Origin of the sequence: Alloacidobacterium sp. (assembly GCF_035631355.1) — a bacterium.
GTDB lineage: Bacteria > Acidobacteriota > Terriglobia > Terriglobales > Acidobacteriaceae > Alloacidobacterium.
This window is the reverse complement of the sequence record NZ_DASQIX010000087.1, coordinates 1-14606: the sequence shown is the minus strand read 5'-3', so window position 1 is coordinate 14606 and position 14606 is coordinate 1. Positions and strand designations below refer to the sequence as shown.

The window sequence follows — 14606 nt, the reverse complement described above, 5'->3', positions numbered from 1 at the left end:
AGGTTAGAAGTGAAGCGCAGCAACTGCAGCCGTGAGCACTTCCTGCGCACTACGACCTCACCAGCCCGGTTCAGACCAACGAGGTGAAAGACTGTCTTGCCCAGATCGATACCAATCGTGTCGAGTTCCATGGACCGCCTCTTGTTGCACCTCTTATACCCCCAAGGAAAGAGGCGGCGGACCATACTAATTAGTATTGAAGCAGGTGGGCAGCATGAACGCAGTGCTCAGGAAATTTCTGCATAAGGGACGAGAACTGCGAGTGTCCCTGCGCCGCCTGCATCGGCGGCGACTGCGAGGACTGCTTCAACGGGGCCTGCTTCGACCCGGACTGCGAAGGCCACACTGACGAGGAGCGGTTGCAGAACGAAATGCTCGTCGGCTTCCTCGCGCTGGCGCAGAGCTTCGCCGAACAAGTCAGCGCGATTGTGCAACCATAACCACCAACGTCGACCGATTCACGCAACGTCGTCGCGACATTTGTGCGCAGGCCGAGCAAGCCTTTGCTGAGAAGCATCGCAATGACCACCGCTTCACCGTGGCCAAGGCGTTGCGCGCCATGCGCGACGTGCGGAGGTCATCAAGCGGCGCGATGGTCGTGACACCCCCACCTCGAGCTCGTCTGCGACTTTGCATTCAACAAAGCGGAAATAACCGAAGTGGTACGCGAAGGTCCCGGTTGGCCGACACACACCCTCGGTCTCCGCCAAGTCATTAGCGGCTCGGTGTTTTCGTTTTGATTTTCCCGTCGCTCTCCATCAAGAATTAACTTGCATGGCGATGCACACAGGTATATTTTAATTTCGGCCGACCAATGGCCCACTGCCATCTGCACGATTTTGCGAGTTGGCGCCAGGAACCTCCCCCTGGTCGATCTGTGGCGCTGCCTCGCGACCCTAAGACATCGTGATCGCAAATCGAATGGCGAATCCAGCACAAATCGAAGAACCTCTGGCTCCGTTTGCGGACGCCACGTCGAGTGCTTCGGAGTATCCCACCCCTCCGCTACGGATTCCAAGCCTGTTCGTAGGTGCTGCACCACCGGAAATGAGCGGATTTCTTAATCACTTTTCGGTGCAGAACTCCAGTGAAGTTTAGCCCAGGAGATCGATATGAACATTCGTATCAATCGGTCACGCGCTGCGCTTCTTCTTTTTCTCCTAAATATATTCGTCAGAACGATTTTCTCTCAGGACAATAGCGCTTCATGGGATCTGTACGACAGTTCCGCCGATACGCGGGCAGATAAACTCTTGTCGCAGATGACGCTCGATGAAAAAATCCAGCTTGTCCACGGCGCCAACTCAACTGGAACTACATCGCGCGGAGCCGCTGGCTTCGTCCCTGGGATTCCGAGGTTGGGCATCCCTGATCTTTACTTGGCCGACGGTAGTGTCGGTGTCAGCTGGGGTGTAGGCCAGGCCACTGCACTGCCTTCTTCGATCGCCGCTACCGCAACCTGGAACCGCCGTCTCGGCTACGCCTACGGTGGAGTCATTGGACGGGAACTCTCAGCCTACGGAATCAACATCAATCTCGGCGGAAATACGAACATGACCGCGCGTGAGCCACGGGACGGCCGCACCTTCGAAACTAAGGGCGAAGACCCCATACTTGCCGGCGTGACTGCTGCGGCTCACCTGCGCGGCGTTCAGGACCAGCACGTGATGGCCGACATCAAACACTTCGCCTTCAACGATCAGGAAACCGAACGCCTGTACGCAAATGCCGTGATCGACGAGCACGGAGCGCGCGAGAGCGACCTGCTTGCCTTTGAGATCGGCATCAAGGATTCCGATGTGCAATCGGTCATGTGCGCTTACAACCTGGTCAACTCCGCATATTCTTGCGCGAATGACCATCTCCTCAACGACGTGCTCAAGAAGGACTGGGGATTCAAGGGCTTCGTCATGACCGACTGGACCGCCACCGCGGTGATGCTGGCGAACTCCTCAACCATAGTTTCGCCCAGCCTGCATGGATTGGACCAGGAACAGCCGTCCGGAATCTTCTTCGATCCATCGGTGCTCAAAGCCCAGCTGCAGGCCGGCATCGTGCCCATGAGTCGCCTCAACGATATGGTCCACCGCATCCTGCGCGCCATGTTCGCAGCCGGACTCTTCGATTATCCGCAGACCATTCATCCGCTCGATCAGACGAAAGATCAAGCCATCGCTCAAGAAGTGGAGGAACAGGGAGCCGTCCTGCTCAAAAATGCAAATCAGCAACTGCCACTCGATGCTCACCAGATTCGCTCTATCGCCGTCATTGGCTCGCACGCGGATATCGGCGTCATTTCCGGGGGAGGATCTGCACAGGTGTGGCCAACCGGTGGTCCAGCGCTAGTCGAAGGCCCACCTCCTTTCCCAACTACCTGCATCGGCTCGCGAATCTGGGATCCCTCTTCACCGCTCGCTGCAATCAAATCCAAGGCCTCACATGCCTTGGTTCAGTATGACGACGGCAGCAACGTGGCCAGCGCTGCGGCCCTAGCCGCAAAGTCCGACGTAGCTATTGTCTTCGCGAATCAGTGGGAGGCGGAGGGCTGCGACCTCGACAACCTCAATCTACCCAGCCAGCAGGACGCTCTTGTGAGCGCGGTTGCCTCAGCAAATCCACACACCGTCGTCGTGCTCGAGACTGGCGGTCCCCTTGTGATGCCGTGGATTGACCAGGTGAACGCAGTGCTCGAGGCCTGGTATCCCGGCCAACGCGGAGGCGAAGTCATCGCCAATTTGCTCTTCGGGGACATAAACCCGAGCGGCAAATTGCCTCTTACATTCCCGAAGAGCGTGAACGATCTGCCGCGTCCGCAGATCCCGTTTTCTTCTAGTCCGGATCCGTCCCCGTTTAACGTCAACTACACCGAGGGGTTTCTCGTCGGATACAAATGGTACGAGGCTAAGAACATAGAGCCGTTGTTCCCCTTCGGCTACGGCCTCTCCTACTCCACCTTCTCGTTCTCCAACCTCGATGTGGAGCGTGACTCGCGTTATGGAGAGCGTGACTGGAGAAATTTTGACGAGAGAACAGTCCACGTCAGCTTCGATGTGACTAACACAGGCAATCGCGGCGGCGCAGAAGTCGCGCAGGTTTACCTCGGTCTGCCCGCCACAACCGGGGAACCGCCGAGGCGCCTAGTAGGCTGGAAGAAGTTGTGGCTCGACCCATACGAAACTCGCAACGTTACCATCAATATTGATCCAGATGCATCGTTGCACCCGCTTTCGTTCTGGAACACAAGCACAAATGGCTGGGAGATCGCTCCCGGCGAGTACATGGTCTATATTGGCGATTCTTCCAGCGACACGGCGCTGTTGTCGACATTCACCATCGGCGCCGACCTTTCCCTGCGCATATGGCCTACTCCGGCCACCGTTCATCAAGGCGACCTGCTCACCTATGCTTTCCCTGTCTGGAACCTGGGCCCGACCATTGCTGATCACGAAGTGTTGAACACGCAGACGCCTGCAGGAACGACCTTCGATTACGTCCGTATCTCCGGTACCGCGGGGCTAGGGACCTGCACAACTCCGGCTTATATGAGAACAGGCCAGATTGTTTGCCATGAGAACAGCAGCATGGCTCCGAACACTACGTGGACGGTACGGTTGACGGTCAGAGTGACAGCACCCTTAGGCACGGTGATCACCGAAAATGCGGCCACCATGGCCGATACGCCTGATCCGGATATGTTCAATAACACGGCGACGGTGAGCATCAAGGTGCAATAGGCTCGGTAAACCGCGCACTATCCGTTCTGCTTAACCATAAACCTGTTTTAAGGTGAGCAGAAGTGCTGCACAATCCCGGAGCGCGCGTTGTTATAAACGCGTTCAAGAAAATTCGGCGGCGCGAACAAGATCGATTCCTGCCCACGCATAATTCCACAAGGTGCGCACAGGCGGCGGGTGCGAGCAGTAGGCGTTTGCTGGAGACGCGCGTGGCTGGCGAAGTGCTGGTGAGCGCTGGTGCAAGCAATCGCGGCAAAAACCGCGAAGCGCGAAACAGAAGCGCTTCGATTTGTAAAGGTATTCGGTATTGAGCCTCCAGCAGGATTCTTCCGAACGCGGATCAACGAACTATTGAGATTGTCATCTCGAGATGATGGAAATCCGCTCACTTTTACATCAGAAGTCTGCATGATTGCATTGCTGCTTATTTCGAGGCGTACTGCAAAGATCAATTTGCTGCAACAATCAATATCTGCCCACAACTCCTCAGAACTCTCCCTGATGATCGCGATTTCAAGATTTCCGCTAAGAGCTTGCTACATCTCACGCACTCATTCAGCTACAAGCTCGGATTCATAGTGGCCGAAGAGCGTGATTTTGGGTCGGCGGAAACGATAAACGAATTATTCCTAGACCTATTAAAGATCACGCCGTTTTCAAAAGATGAGATGGAAGTCTACTCACAATTTTTGAATGATCGAAACTTACTGGTGCATCATGGCGGTGTGTTTACGCTGAAATACTTGAGTCAATCAACAGACGCAATAGTAGACATTGAGCATGGAAGCCATTATCGCAGCCTCGAAGTCACACATGAGGGTTTAATCGACTGGGTAGAGTTTCTTTTGAAAATCGCGGATAAGATTTCCAGTGCGCCGCAAAAAGCACTGCTTTAAATTTATGCAAGAAAATAACATCGATCTAGATGCAGAAAAGAAAAAGGCAATCGATCACTTCATTGCTCACTTGTAGCGCCTGATCGCAGCGCGCTTTACAGCTCCGGGACGCATTCAGCATCTCTCGTACATACACGGCGCGTCGGAAGCGCGCCAGAAGCGACGTGGAAGACGTGGGTCGCAAGGACGCTCTACAATGACTGGTCTGTCGACGAGCTTCGCGACGAACTAAAAGAGGCGAAGGCGACGTGAAGACCCTCTGGATGAGCGTCGTCGCCAGAGGATTGCGGACGGCGCGCTCGACGTCGCTGATGTAGCTGCGATGGAAGTGCGCGCGCTTGGCCAGCTGCTCCTGCGTAAGCTGAAGCTCAAGGCGGCGCGCGCGGATGTTGCGCCCCAAGAGCAGAAGTCCTTCGTGTATAAGTCCTTCGTCAACGTCCATGCACTGAACGTAACGTCGTAAGTTCGTGCTGTCCACAGCCTGAGCGTAACAATCGGCCTGCACGTCCTAAAGATCGCGGGCAACGGCAAGCCCGGGCGCGGGAACAAGAACGGCATAAATGACTACGCACGCGGTATGGGGCTAAAGGAACCGACCCTGAAGGACTGGGTCATGGCTGCTCAGGTGGCGATTAAATCGGACGACTGGCCGTCCGATTTAATCGACTACACCACCAGCCTCTCCATCATCCACCGCTGCCCTGAACAGCGACTGGCGTGCTGGACGCAGGAAGAGATCGCGGAAGAAGTCGGGGTGCCACAGCCAACGATCAACGCGGTTGTATCAGAATCGGCAGAGTTGCCGGATTCGATAAAACCCGCCGCCTTGCACCAGATCGATTTTGAAATCCCGCTCTACAACGTCAAAAGGCAGCGATGGTGGTCGTGATGCTGCCGATGCTGGAGAAGGAAGCGGCGCTGCGGCAAATCGAAGCTGGTAAACAGCAGGCCGCTCGCGGCGTTGAAGGTGGTCGCGGAAAGAAAAAACCCCTTAGTCAAAAAGTTGACGCAGGGGTTTCTGACCGCAACAACAAATCGGAAAAATTTACCTACTAAAAAACTTCAAAACCTGCTTTTTTTTTCGCGTGACTTGACGCGTGGTCTGCGGCGCGCTCGACAGAGATTTGACCCGCCCTACCCCGGTCGCCGCCGAAACAGCAACGCGCCAGCCGAAGCTGACGCGTTCATCGGAATCGGAGCGTCCGACCATCGTCAGTTCACCGTCGCTGGCTTGTGGGACGGATTCTCGAACTGCTGCTGTGCGCGCAGTTCCTGTTCGCGCTTCGCGTTGCGGTACTCGACCATGTTCTCGAAAGCCGAACGCTGCTGATGCTGGTTGGCATGCGAGTAGCGATCGAGCATCTGCTGCGATACGTGGCCGACCGAGGCTTTGATCGTCGTCGTCGATGCGCCCGTTTCGCCCAGCTGACTGACCACCGTGTGCCGCGCATCGTGGAAGCGTCCCTTGACGCCCGCCGCCTGACGCACCTTGAGCCACACTGGACGCAGCGTGGCGAGCGGCCGCGCCGGATCGTACTTGCCATGACGGACGTACGGAAAGATATACCAGTCGGGATTCAGGTCCTTGAACATCTTCGCGTACCATTCGCGGTGCGCGAGGAACGCACTCAGCAACTCTCCGTTCAGCGGGACGAACCTGTGAGAGCTTGCTCTCGTCTTCGACTTGCCGACTCGGAGCGAGTTCCGCACGAAGTCGATCTGCTCCCACTTCAGCGTCCTGATCTCCTTCGAGCGCATGCCAGCGTCGAGCGCCAGTTGCAGCGCGAAGGCGAAGTACGGCGCTTTCGTGATTTCCTTCGCAGCGGCGAGCAGACGGTCCTGCTCCAGCACCGAGTAAGCCTTGCCGACCCGCTCGTTGGCAGGCAGCTTCATTCTCCGGCTGCGCCGCAGCTGGCCGCGCAGCATGTCGCCGCGCTCTTCGAGGAAGCGGCACAGCAGCGACACCTCGCCATTGACCGTCGATCCGGTTGCGCCTTCTTCCAAGCGCGCTACCTGATAGTTATTCACGGCGCGCATGTCGATCTGGCCGACCATCTTGTTGCCGAGCAGACGCGTCAGATGCTTCAGGCCGTAGACGACGCAACCACTCGCTTCATGCTTCGCCTTATAGTCGCGCTCGTATTCGCCAGCAATGTCCTTGATCAATCGCAATCGCTCGCGTCGGCTGTTGACGCCGATGAAGCTGTCCACAAGTTCCTTGCGGCGGTTCTCCTCGGCGATCTTCGCCAGCTTCTTGTTGTCCGTTTTCGTGCTCTCCTGAATCAGGTGGCCTTCAAAACTGAATCGATACCACCAAATTCTTCCTCTTTTTATGAGTCCCATTTTTCGTCGCCTCCGTCTCCGTTCTTGTACAAAACAATATACAACTTGTGCTTTTTGAAAAGCATAAGTACATAATACTAAAAGACTTGACTAAAAGTAAGCCAAGAAATAGAAATAGAGGGAAAAAGCCCGCCAAACAGGCGGGCTTTCGTGTTTTTGGACCAAAACAAAAGAGGCGCGAAGCGCCTCCTGGTAAAAGCACCGGGCTTTAGCCCGGTGGAAATAGCAAACAAACGAAGGGGCTTCAGCCCCGCGCTCTAAGAACGCCCTAACTCATCTCTCAACAGTAACTTACCCGGACTAGGGGGGGCCACCAAACCTCACAAGCAACAAAAAACCTCCGCAAACCTCAGCGAACCTTAGCGTCCTCTGCGGTGAAGCGCCTGAACCTCATAACCACTAACCAAAACAAGAACTTACCCAAACCATAGGGGGCCATCAACCATGTTCAACGAATGCCGTCACATCTTCACCAGCGGCAAGAAATGCCACTCGCCCGCGCTCCGCGACCAGAACTTCTGTTACTTCCACTCCAACACCCGCAATCGACCCACCCCCGCCAACGCGCCCTACAAACACATCGCACCCATGGACCAGGTCCTCGACCTCACCCCGCTCGAAGACGCCGACGCTGTCCAGCTCGCCATCTCTGAAGTGGGTCCTTGCCCTCGCTGCCAACACCATCGACACCAAGCGCGCCCGCGCCCTCTTCTACGGACTGCAGATCGCATCGCAGAACTGGCGTGCCCGCGCTGCCCTGGCCGCCAAAGAAGCCGAAACCGCCGAGAGCCAGAAACAGGCGCTCACGGTCTGCGAAGCCCATCGCCATGAAGACGGCTCTCTCATTGGCCCGGAGACGCAAAGCCTCGACCCGGAAGAAGAGAGAGAAAGAAAGCGCCCGCCCAGCCTCGGCCAGATCCTGATCGCCGAAGTCGAAGCTATGAAACGCGAAAAAGCCGAAAAAGAGACCCGCATCAAAGCAGGGCTCGCACAGGACGGAGATGAGGAAAAACCAGAAACCTTATCCGGCAACCCCGCCACTCTCAACCTGCCCAAGATCTACGCATGTGCAGATAACATGGGTGCCCCACATCTCGCAGAGATGTGGGATTGCCCCCACCGGCGACGCTTGAATGTGTTCAACGTAACCACTAACTGAAAGAAGAACTTACCGAAAACGGGAGGGTGGTCATGCCGTCACCTGTGCCCTGAGACCTGATCCCTGTCTTACTGCGGCGTGATGATGCCTCCCACCGGAACCCGTTCCGGGAGTTTACTTGTGTCGGGGCGGGCAAGGTTCATGGCTTCGGCGATCATGTCTACGTACTTGAGGCCGGCTCCGGTGTTGAAGATGACGACGCGGTCGCTGCGCTTGAGGAAGCCGGTTTCGACGAGGTGGTCATAGGCGGCGGTGGCGGTGGCTCCTTCGGGCGAGAGCAGAAGGCCCTCGTTGCGCGACCAGTCCAAGAGTGAGGCAAGAATCGTCTCGTCCGGGAGATCGACCACGGTGCCGCCCGATGCGCGGACGATGTCGAGGATGATGTAGTCGGCGTAGGGCTTGGGCACGCGTAGTCCGGCGGCGAAGGTGGCCGCGTTCTCGAACATTTTGGAAACATCGGCGCCTTCTTTATATGCCTTGGCCACAGGCGCGCAGCCGGAGGACTGGACGGCGATCATCTTCGGACGCGGACCGCTCACCCAGCCAAGCCGCTCCATTTCCTCAAAGGCCTTCCACATGCCGATGAGGCCGACGCCTCCGCCGGTGGGGTAGAAGACGGCGTCGGGGTAGGTCCAGCCAAGCTGCTCGACCAGCTCGAGGCCCATGGTCTTTTTGCCTTCGACGCGGAAAGGCTCCTTCAGGCTCGAAATGTCGAACCAGACATCTTCAGGAGCCAGTCTGCCTGCTTCCAGATCGGAGCGCTGGGCCCGTATGTTTTCCGCTACGATGCGGGCACAGTCGGAGATGAGGCCGTCGACCAGCGTGACGTTGGCTCCGTAGGCCACCCCCTCGAGGTAGTTGGCGAAGGGCACGTCTTTGGGCATGAAGATGTGCGCTTCGATTCCGGCAGCGGCGGCATAGGCGGCGAGCGCTCCGGCGGCGTTTCCGGCGGAGGGAACGGCCAGCTTCCGGAGACCATAGTGCCGCGTCATGGATACCGCCATCGACATGCCGCGCGCCTTGAAAGCTCCGGTGGGGTTGGTGGCTTCTTCCTTGATCAAGACGTTCGGATTGCGGCGGCTGGGAAGCATCGGCGTCCAGCCTTCGCCCAGCGTCACGGGAGCAACTTCCGGCAGGACGCTCGCATAGCGCCACATGCTCTGCAGGCCGCCAGGTTTCGGGCGGACGGTCTTTTTCAACGCGTCCATGTCATAGCGGACATAGAGGGAGCCGGCGCATTTGGGGCAGACGGTCTGGTACTTGTCGGCAGAGACGTGTTCGTGGCAGCGGGAACATTCGAGGCTTTGTATATGCGGCATCTTTCAAAGGATAAACCACATAGGTTTCATGGAGATGATGATGGCATTGTGGCTGACGCGCCCTGAGACCTAAGCACTGTGCCCTGTAATGGCGGGCCTTGTAAACTGATAAGGAATGTCCCAATTGCCTACCCGCAGCAGTTCCTCCATAAAGCTGATCTCCATTGATATTGATGGAACGCTGCTGCCTTCGGCGGGCACCATTATCAGTGAGCGCAACCGGCGGGCGCTGCGTCAGGCTGAGAGTGCGGGCATCGAGATTGTGATTGCTACCGGGCGACGTTACGCGTATGCCGCGCCGCTGATTCATCCGGTCGGATTGAAGCTGGAGACGGTGCTGATTACGTCGAATGGAACAGTCACGCGCACGCTCGCCGGAGAGCGCATAGAGCGGGCGTTAATGCCGGTTGAGAGAGCACGCGAGCTTTGTGGCGCGCTGCGGCAATTTGGCGGGACTACGGTGTTTACGTTTGACCGCGACGGTTGCGGCGAGCTGGTGATTGAGTCGTTGAAGCAGCTTCATGCGCGAATTGCGCTGTGGGTCGAGGCAAACCGGTCGTGGATTGAGGAAGTGCGGCCGCTGGAACGGGCCTTCGATGCGGACGAGGCTCCGGTACAGGGCATGATTTGCGGAACGCTGGACGAGATGGATCGCGCGCAAGCATGGCTGGAGAACAGCCCCTTCGCGGAGCGGATTGAGATGCACCAGACGCGGTATCCGGTGCGGGACCTGAGCGTTTTGGATATTCTGCCGCCGGGGTGGTCAAAGGGTGTGGCGCTGGAGAAGCTCGCCCGCCGGCGCGGTCTCCTGCGTGAAGAAATTATGGCCATCGGCGACAACTATAACGATACGGAAATGCTGAAGTCTGCCGGGCATCCAGTGCTGATGGGAAATGCTTCACAAGAACTGCTGGCGTCGGGACGGGCATGGGGATGGCGCATCGCTCCGGCCAACGACGAGGACGGCGTGGCCCAGGTGATCGAGGATGTTCTTTGCAACCAGTTGAATGTGAGCGTGGTAGAGTGAGCGTCATGCGTTCTGACAACGGGCAATATTGGTTCACCGCAGAGGACGCTGTGGTTACGCAGAGGGCCGTAGAGGAAACCCTCTCTCACCACATTTCGGCTACGATCAGAGCAGGCTCCAAACACGGATTAGGTGTTGTGGCTCTGCTAGCCACTATAACGCTTATCTGGCTACCTGTTTGCCGTGCCGCTGAACATGTCACGCTGAAGAATGGCTTTGATCTGATCTGCGACCATCGGCAGGCCGATGGCGACCGGGTACGGCTGTATCTCGATTCTGGCAATACGAATTTTGTGGATCTGGGAGCCGGGGAAATTGCCGCCGTCGAGCATGTGGATCTTCCGCCTGCAGCGGATGCGCCAGCGCCAGAACATGCCGCGCCAACGGAGGAGGCGAAGCTCACGCCGCAACTGATGCGTGAGATGCTGGCGAAGGCAGGCGAGGCGCACGATCTGGATGTGGACCTGCTGGCCAGCGTGGTGCGGGCGGAGAGTGGTGGCAATCCTCATGCCGTGAGCAGGGCGGGCGCGCAGGGGTTGATGCAACTGATGCCGAAAACGGCGGGGAATTTAGGTGTGGGTGACAGCTTTGCTCCGGGCGAGAACATCGACGGCGGCACGGCGTATCTGGATGCGCTGCTGAAGAAGTATCACGACAACCTGGCGCTGGCGCTGGCGGCGTATAACGCGGGTCCGGCGGCGGTGGACCGCTGCCATGGGATTCCTCCGTACCATGAAACGCGGGCTTATGTGGCGCGAGTGATCCATGAGTTTAACCGACGCTATGCGGAGCGGATGGCGGTGGCGAAACTGGCTGGTGGACGGTAGTTTCCTTCCCACTCTTTCGCAAAAAGCGAAAGGATGGGCACCCGCGATTCGTGCTGGCTTCAGCAAAAACAAAACAGGTCCTTCGCTTCGCTCAGGAGACAATCCTTTAAGGGAAGTACGTTTGAAGAAAAAGAACTGGATTGTGTGGGTGGTGGTTCTGGCGGCGCTGGTGGCCGTGATCCTGGTGGCGCGGAACCGTATCCATTTTCAATGGGGCATTTTCTGGCAGCAGTTGAAGCTGGCTGACTGGACTCGAATCGCCGTAGGCATCGGCCTGATCTGGCTGGCGTATGTGCTGCGCGCGGCGCGGTGGTCGATTTTTCTGCGCCCTACGAAGCGCGTCTCGCCCTTCAAGCTGATTGGCTCGATGGTGATTGGGTTTACCGGGGTCGCTATTTTCGGACGGCTCGCCGATCTGGTACGACCTTATCTTGTTTCGCGGCGTACGCAGATTCCGTTGAGCGCGCAGGTTGCGGTGTACACAGTTGAGCGCATGTTCGACATGGGATCGATGGCGCTGATTTTCTCGATCGTGCTCTTGTTTGCGCCAGACAGGCGCTCGCTTCCGCGGCCTGATCTGATCAACAAAGCCGCGCTGGGCGGATTGCTGGTTGCAGTTTTTCTGGCGCTGTTCACGGTATTTGTGCGGGTGTCGGGCAAGGTGGTTGCGAGAATGCTCGGACGGGCGTTCGGTGCCCTTTCTACGCGGCTGGGCGAGCAGGTTGAAGACAAGATTCTGGGCTTTCGCGATGGGCTGAATGCCATTGGCTCGCTGGGCGACCTGCTGCTGGTGGTCTTCATCTCACTGGTGCACTGGAGCATGATTTCTTTTGCCTATCTGGAAACGACGCATGCATTTGTCGCCGATCCGATTCTGGCCAACCTGCATCTTTCGCAGTGCATGCTGCTGATGGCGGCGAGCATGGGCAGTTCGGTGATTACGCTGCCGGTGGTGGGTTGGTTTACGCAGATCGGGTTTACGACGGCGGCGATGCAGGCGTTCTTTAGGGTTCCGTGGGAGCCGGCATTGGGATGCGGCGCGGTGCTGCTGCTGGTGACGTTCCTGAGCGTGATTCCGCTGGGGCTCGTATGGGCGCGTTTCGAGCAGGTGTCGCTGAAGAAGGTGACGGAAGAAAGTGAGCACGCAGGCGAAGAGATTGCAGCGCAGCATGGGCATCAGCAGGTTGGCGAGTCAGCGGGTTAGCGGGTCAGCACATTTTCACGCATCTAAATTTTGAAGGCTTCCATGCATTTCTGCTTTGGAGGCTGTCGGAGCAAAAGCAGATTCTTCGCTACGCTTCAGGATGACAATTCCGACAGGAGAGCGGATATGGAAAGAGGACGATCCGTACTGAAGGGTGCGCTTGCCGGCCTGATTGGCGGGCTGGCCGGGGCTGGCGCAAAGCAGGTGGCGGAGCAGATTTTTCCGCCGCGTCTGGAGGGCCAGACGCCGCCTCCGGTGGTGCTCGCCGAGCAGATGGCAGGACACCCGCTTGCTCCGGGTGAAAAGAAAATTGCAATGGAAAGCATTCACTGGGCCTTTGGGGCCCTCGCCGGAGCTGTTTATGGAGCGATGGTCGAGTATGAGCCGTCGCTGGGCGCATGGCGGGGCGGGGCCTTCGGAATCACACTGAACAAGATCACGCATGAAACCCTGCTGCCGAAGATGGGTTTGTCTGCTCCAACGGACCGGCAGCCAACGCGGGAACGCATGAGTGAATGGGTTTCCCATGCGGTGTACGGCGTGATCACCGATTCGGTGAGACGCGCGGCTCGAAAAGCACTCTGACGAAATATCAACAAGAACCCCCATCTCTTCGAGATACGGGGCACCCGCCAATTGACTCAAAGCCACTGTTAGAATCGAAACAGACAAGATGAAGTGTCCTTACTGCGGGTTTGCGCAAGACCGTGTGGTGGACTCGCGCGAGAGCAAAGAAGCCGATTCGATTCGGCGGCGGCGCGAGTGTGAGCGCTGCAACAAGCGCTTTACCACCTATGAACGCATCGACGAAATCCCCTACATGGTGGTGAAAAAGGACGGCCGCCGGGAGAAGTTTGAGCGGCAGAAGGTCCTGAGCGGTCTGCTGCATGCGTGCGAGAAGCGGCCTATTTCCGCCGGCAAACTGGAATCGCTGGTGGACGAGGCTGAGAGCTATCTGATGGACTCGCCCGAGCGCGAGCGCACGACAACCGAGGTTGGCGAGCTGCTGATGAACAAACTCAAGGCGCTGGATACGGTCGCCTATATTCGCTTCGCCAGCGTCTACAGGGACTTTAAGGACGTGCGCGAGTTTAAGGAAGAGCTGGAGCAGTTGTTGAGCGGGAAAGAGCAGGGGAAAAGAAGCAAGTCAGCGGGTTAGCGAGTCAGCAAGTCAGTGCCATACTGGTGTGGCTGTTGGTGAAAAGGGTGCATTGACGGAACAAGCAAACAACAGGTTCTTTGACTTCGCACTTCGCTCAGGATGACAAATTTTATGAAAGTGCTGACTTGCTTGCGCTGAAAACGCACTGACTAGCTGACTCGCTGTTTTTGAGAAGTTATGACTGAAAAAAAGACGCACAAAGTAACGTTGATTCCCGGAGACGGCATTGGGCCGGAAGTGACGGATGCGGTGGTCCGCATTCTGGAAGCTACGGGAGTGAAATTTGAATGGGAGCGCTTCGCCGCCGGAGCGGAAGCGTTTGAGAAGCACAAGGAGTACATTCCGAAGGAACTGTACGAATCGATTGAGCGCAACCGGCTCGCATTGAAAGGCCCGGTGACGACGCCGGTGGGCGGCGGCTTTCCTTCAATCAATGTGACGCTCCGCAAGAAGTTTGAGCTGTATGCGAACTTCCGCCCAATCAAGAACCTGCCTGGACTCGAAACGCGCTATCCGGGTGTCGATCTCATCATCATCCGTGAAAACACTGAGGGCGAATATGTCGGCCTGGAGCATGAAGTGGTTCCGGGCGTGGTCGAATCGCTGAAAGTGATTACCGAAAAAGGCTCGACGCGCATTGCGAAGTTTGCCTTTGAGTATGCGCGCAAGCATGGGCGCAAGAAGATTCACGCGATCCACAAGGCCAACATCATGAAGATGTCCGACGGCCTGTTTCTGAAATGCGCGCGGGAGGTGGGCAAGAATTTCCATGAAATTACTTACGGCGAGCACATTATCGACAACACCTGTATGCAACTGGTGATGAATCCGTATCAGTATGACGTACTGCTGCTTGAGAACCTGTACGGTGATATTGTCAGTGATCTGTGCGCGGCATTTGTGGGCGGGCTTGGCCTGGTCCCGGGCGCGAACCT

The 14606-nt window shown here is 57.2% G+C and carries 16 protein-coding genes; 11 read left to right on the top strand and 5 right to left on the bottom strand.

Going from position 1 to position 14606, the window contains the following annotated elements; translation table 11 throughout:
* Window positions 1-190: 190 nt before the first annotated feature.
* Window positions 191-517 carry a hypothetical protein gene (locus VEV40_RS16115; RefSeq protein ID WP_324833796.1) on the bottom strand — a complete coding sequence of 109 codons (327 nt, stop codon included), beginning with the start codon at window positions 515-517 and terminating at the stop codon, window positions 191-193.
* Between the two features lie 595 nt (window positions 518-1112).
* Here VEV40_RS16115 and VEV40_RS16110 point away from each other — a divergent pair.
* Both VEV40_RS16110 and VEV40_RS16105 read left to right on the top strand, forming a co-directional pair.
* The gene (locus VEV40_RS16110) at window positions 1113-3734 is read left to right on the top strand and encodes a glycoside hydrolase family 3 C-terminal domain-containing protein (protein ID WP_324833794.1); all 2622 of its coding nucleotides are present in this window, start codon (window positions 1113-1115) and stop codon (window positions 3732-3734) included.
* Window positions 3735-4312: 578 nt separating this feature from the next.
* Entirely contained in the window at window positions 4313-4630 is a 318-nt protein-coding gene (locus VEV40_RS16105; RefSeq protein ID WP_324833793.1) for a hypothetical protein, read from the top strand.
* Between the two features lie 25 nt (window positions 4631-4655).
* Here the strand turns inward: VEV40_RS16105 and VEV40_RS16100 are convergent, their stop codons facing one another.
* Window positions 4656-5072 (bottom strand): helix-turn-helix transcriptional regulator, encoded by a 417-nt coding sequence (locus tag VEV40_RS16100; protein ID WP_324833791.1) that lies wholly within the window; start codon window positions 5070-5072, stop codon window positions 4656-4658.
* A gap of 171 nt (window positions 5073-5243) precedes the next feature.
* Between VEV40_RS16100 and VEV40_RS16095 the strand changes: the two genes are divergently transcribed.
* Together VEV40_RS16095 and VEV40_RS16090 are read left to right on the top strand one after the other, a co-directional pair.
* A complete protein-coding gene (locus VEV40_RS16095) occupies window positions 5244-5519 on the top strand; it encodes a hypothetical protein (protein ID WP_324833789.1) in 276 nt (91 codons plus the stop codon).
* Window positions 5507-5686 (top strand): hypothetical protein, encoded by a 180-nt coding sequence (locus VEV40_RS16090; protein ID WP_324833788.1) that lies wholly within the window; start codon window positions 5507-5509, stop codon window positions 5684-5686. The genes VEV40_RS16095 and VEV40_RS16090 overlap by 13 nt, the downstream gene beginning before the upstream one ends.
* A 156-nt stretch (window positions 5687-5842) precedes the next feature.
* On the opposite strand, the gene VEV40_RS16085 is transcribed toward VEV40_RS16090, so the two are convergent.
* Both VEV40_RS16085 and VEV40_RS16080 read right to left on the bottom strand, forming a co-directional pair.
* A complete protein-coding gene (locus VEV40_RS16085; protein WP_324833786.1) occupies window positions 5843-6973 on the bottom strand; it encodes a site-specific integrase in 1131 nt (376 codons plus the stop codon).
* Between the two features lie 607 nt (window positions 6974-7580).
* Window positions 7581-7802, bottom strand: a complete 222-nt coding sequence (locus VEV40_RS16080; protein WP_324833783.1) for a hypothetical protein — start codon at window positions 7800-7802, stop codon at window positions 7581-7583.
* A 111-nt stretch (window positions 7803-7913) separates the two neighbouring features.
* Here VEV40_RS16080 and VEV40_RS16075 point away from each other — a divergent pair, with 111 nt between their 5' ends.
* Window positions 7914-8132 (top strand): hypothetical protein, encoded by a 219-nt coding sequence (locus tag VEV40_RS16075; RefSeq protein ID WP_324833781.1) that lies wholly within the window; start codon window positions 7914-7916, stop codon window positions 8130-8132.
* Window positions 8133-8200: 68 nt separating this feature from the next.
* On the opposite strand, the gene VEV40_RS16070 is transcribed toward VEV40_RS16075, so the two are convergent.
* Window positions 8201-9451, bottom strand: a complete 1251-nt coding sequence (locus VEV40_RS16070) for a threonine synthase (protein WP_324833779.1) — start codon at window positions 9449-9451, stop codon at window positions 8201-8203.
* A 124-nt stretch (window positions 9452-9575) separates the two neighbouring features.
* On the opposite strand from VEV40_RS16070, the gene VEV40_RS16065 reads away from it, so the two are divergent.
* The 6 genes from VEV40_RS16065 to VEV40_RS16040 all read left to right on the top strand — a co-directional run.
* Window positions 9576-10478 (top strand): HAD-IIB family hydrolase, encoded by a 903-nt coding sequence (locus VEV40_RS16065; RefSeq protein WP_324833776.1) that lies wholly within the window; start codon window positions 9576-9578, stop codon window positions 10476-10478.
* Window positions 10479-10483: 5 nt separating this feature from the next.
* The gene (locus VEV40_RS16060; RefSeq protein WP_324833774.1) at window positions 10484-11305 is read left to right on the top strand and encodes a lytic transglycosylase domain-containing protein; all 822 of its coding nucleotides are present in this window, start codon (window positions 10484-10486) and stop codon (window positions 11303-11305) included.
* Window positions 11306-11426: 121 nt separating this feature from the next.
* Complete coding sequence (locus tag VEV40_RS16055; RefSeq protein ID WP_324833772.1) at window positions 11427-12509, top strand: lysylphosphatidylglycerol synthase transmembrane domain-containing protein; 1083 nt, start codon at window positions 11427-11429, stop codon at window positions 12507-12509.
* A 126-nt stretch (window positions 12510-12635) separates the two neighbouring features.
* Window positions 12636-13094: a DUF1440 domain-containing protein gene (locus tag VEV40_RS16050; protein ID WP_324833771.1), complete on the top strand. Its 459-nt coding sequence runs from the start codon at window positions 12636-12638 to the stop codon at window positions 13092-13094.
* Window positions 13095-13182: 88 nt separating this feature from the next.
* Window positions 13183-13668: a transcriptional regulator NrdR gene (gene nrdR / locus VEV40_RS16045; RefSeq protein WP_324833770.1), complete on the top strand. Its 486-nt coding sequence runs from the start codon at window positions 13183-13185 to the stop codon at window positions 13666-13668.
* A 180-nt stretch (window positions 13669-13848) separates the two neighbouring features.
* The coding region (locus tag VEV40_RS16040) for an isocitrate/isopropylmalate dehydrogenase family protein (protein WP_324833768.1) at window positions 13849-14606 on the top strand (758 nt) is incomplete at its 3' end.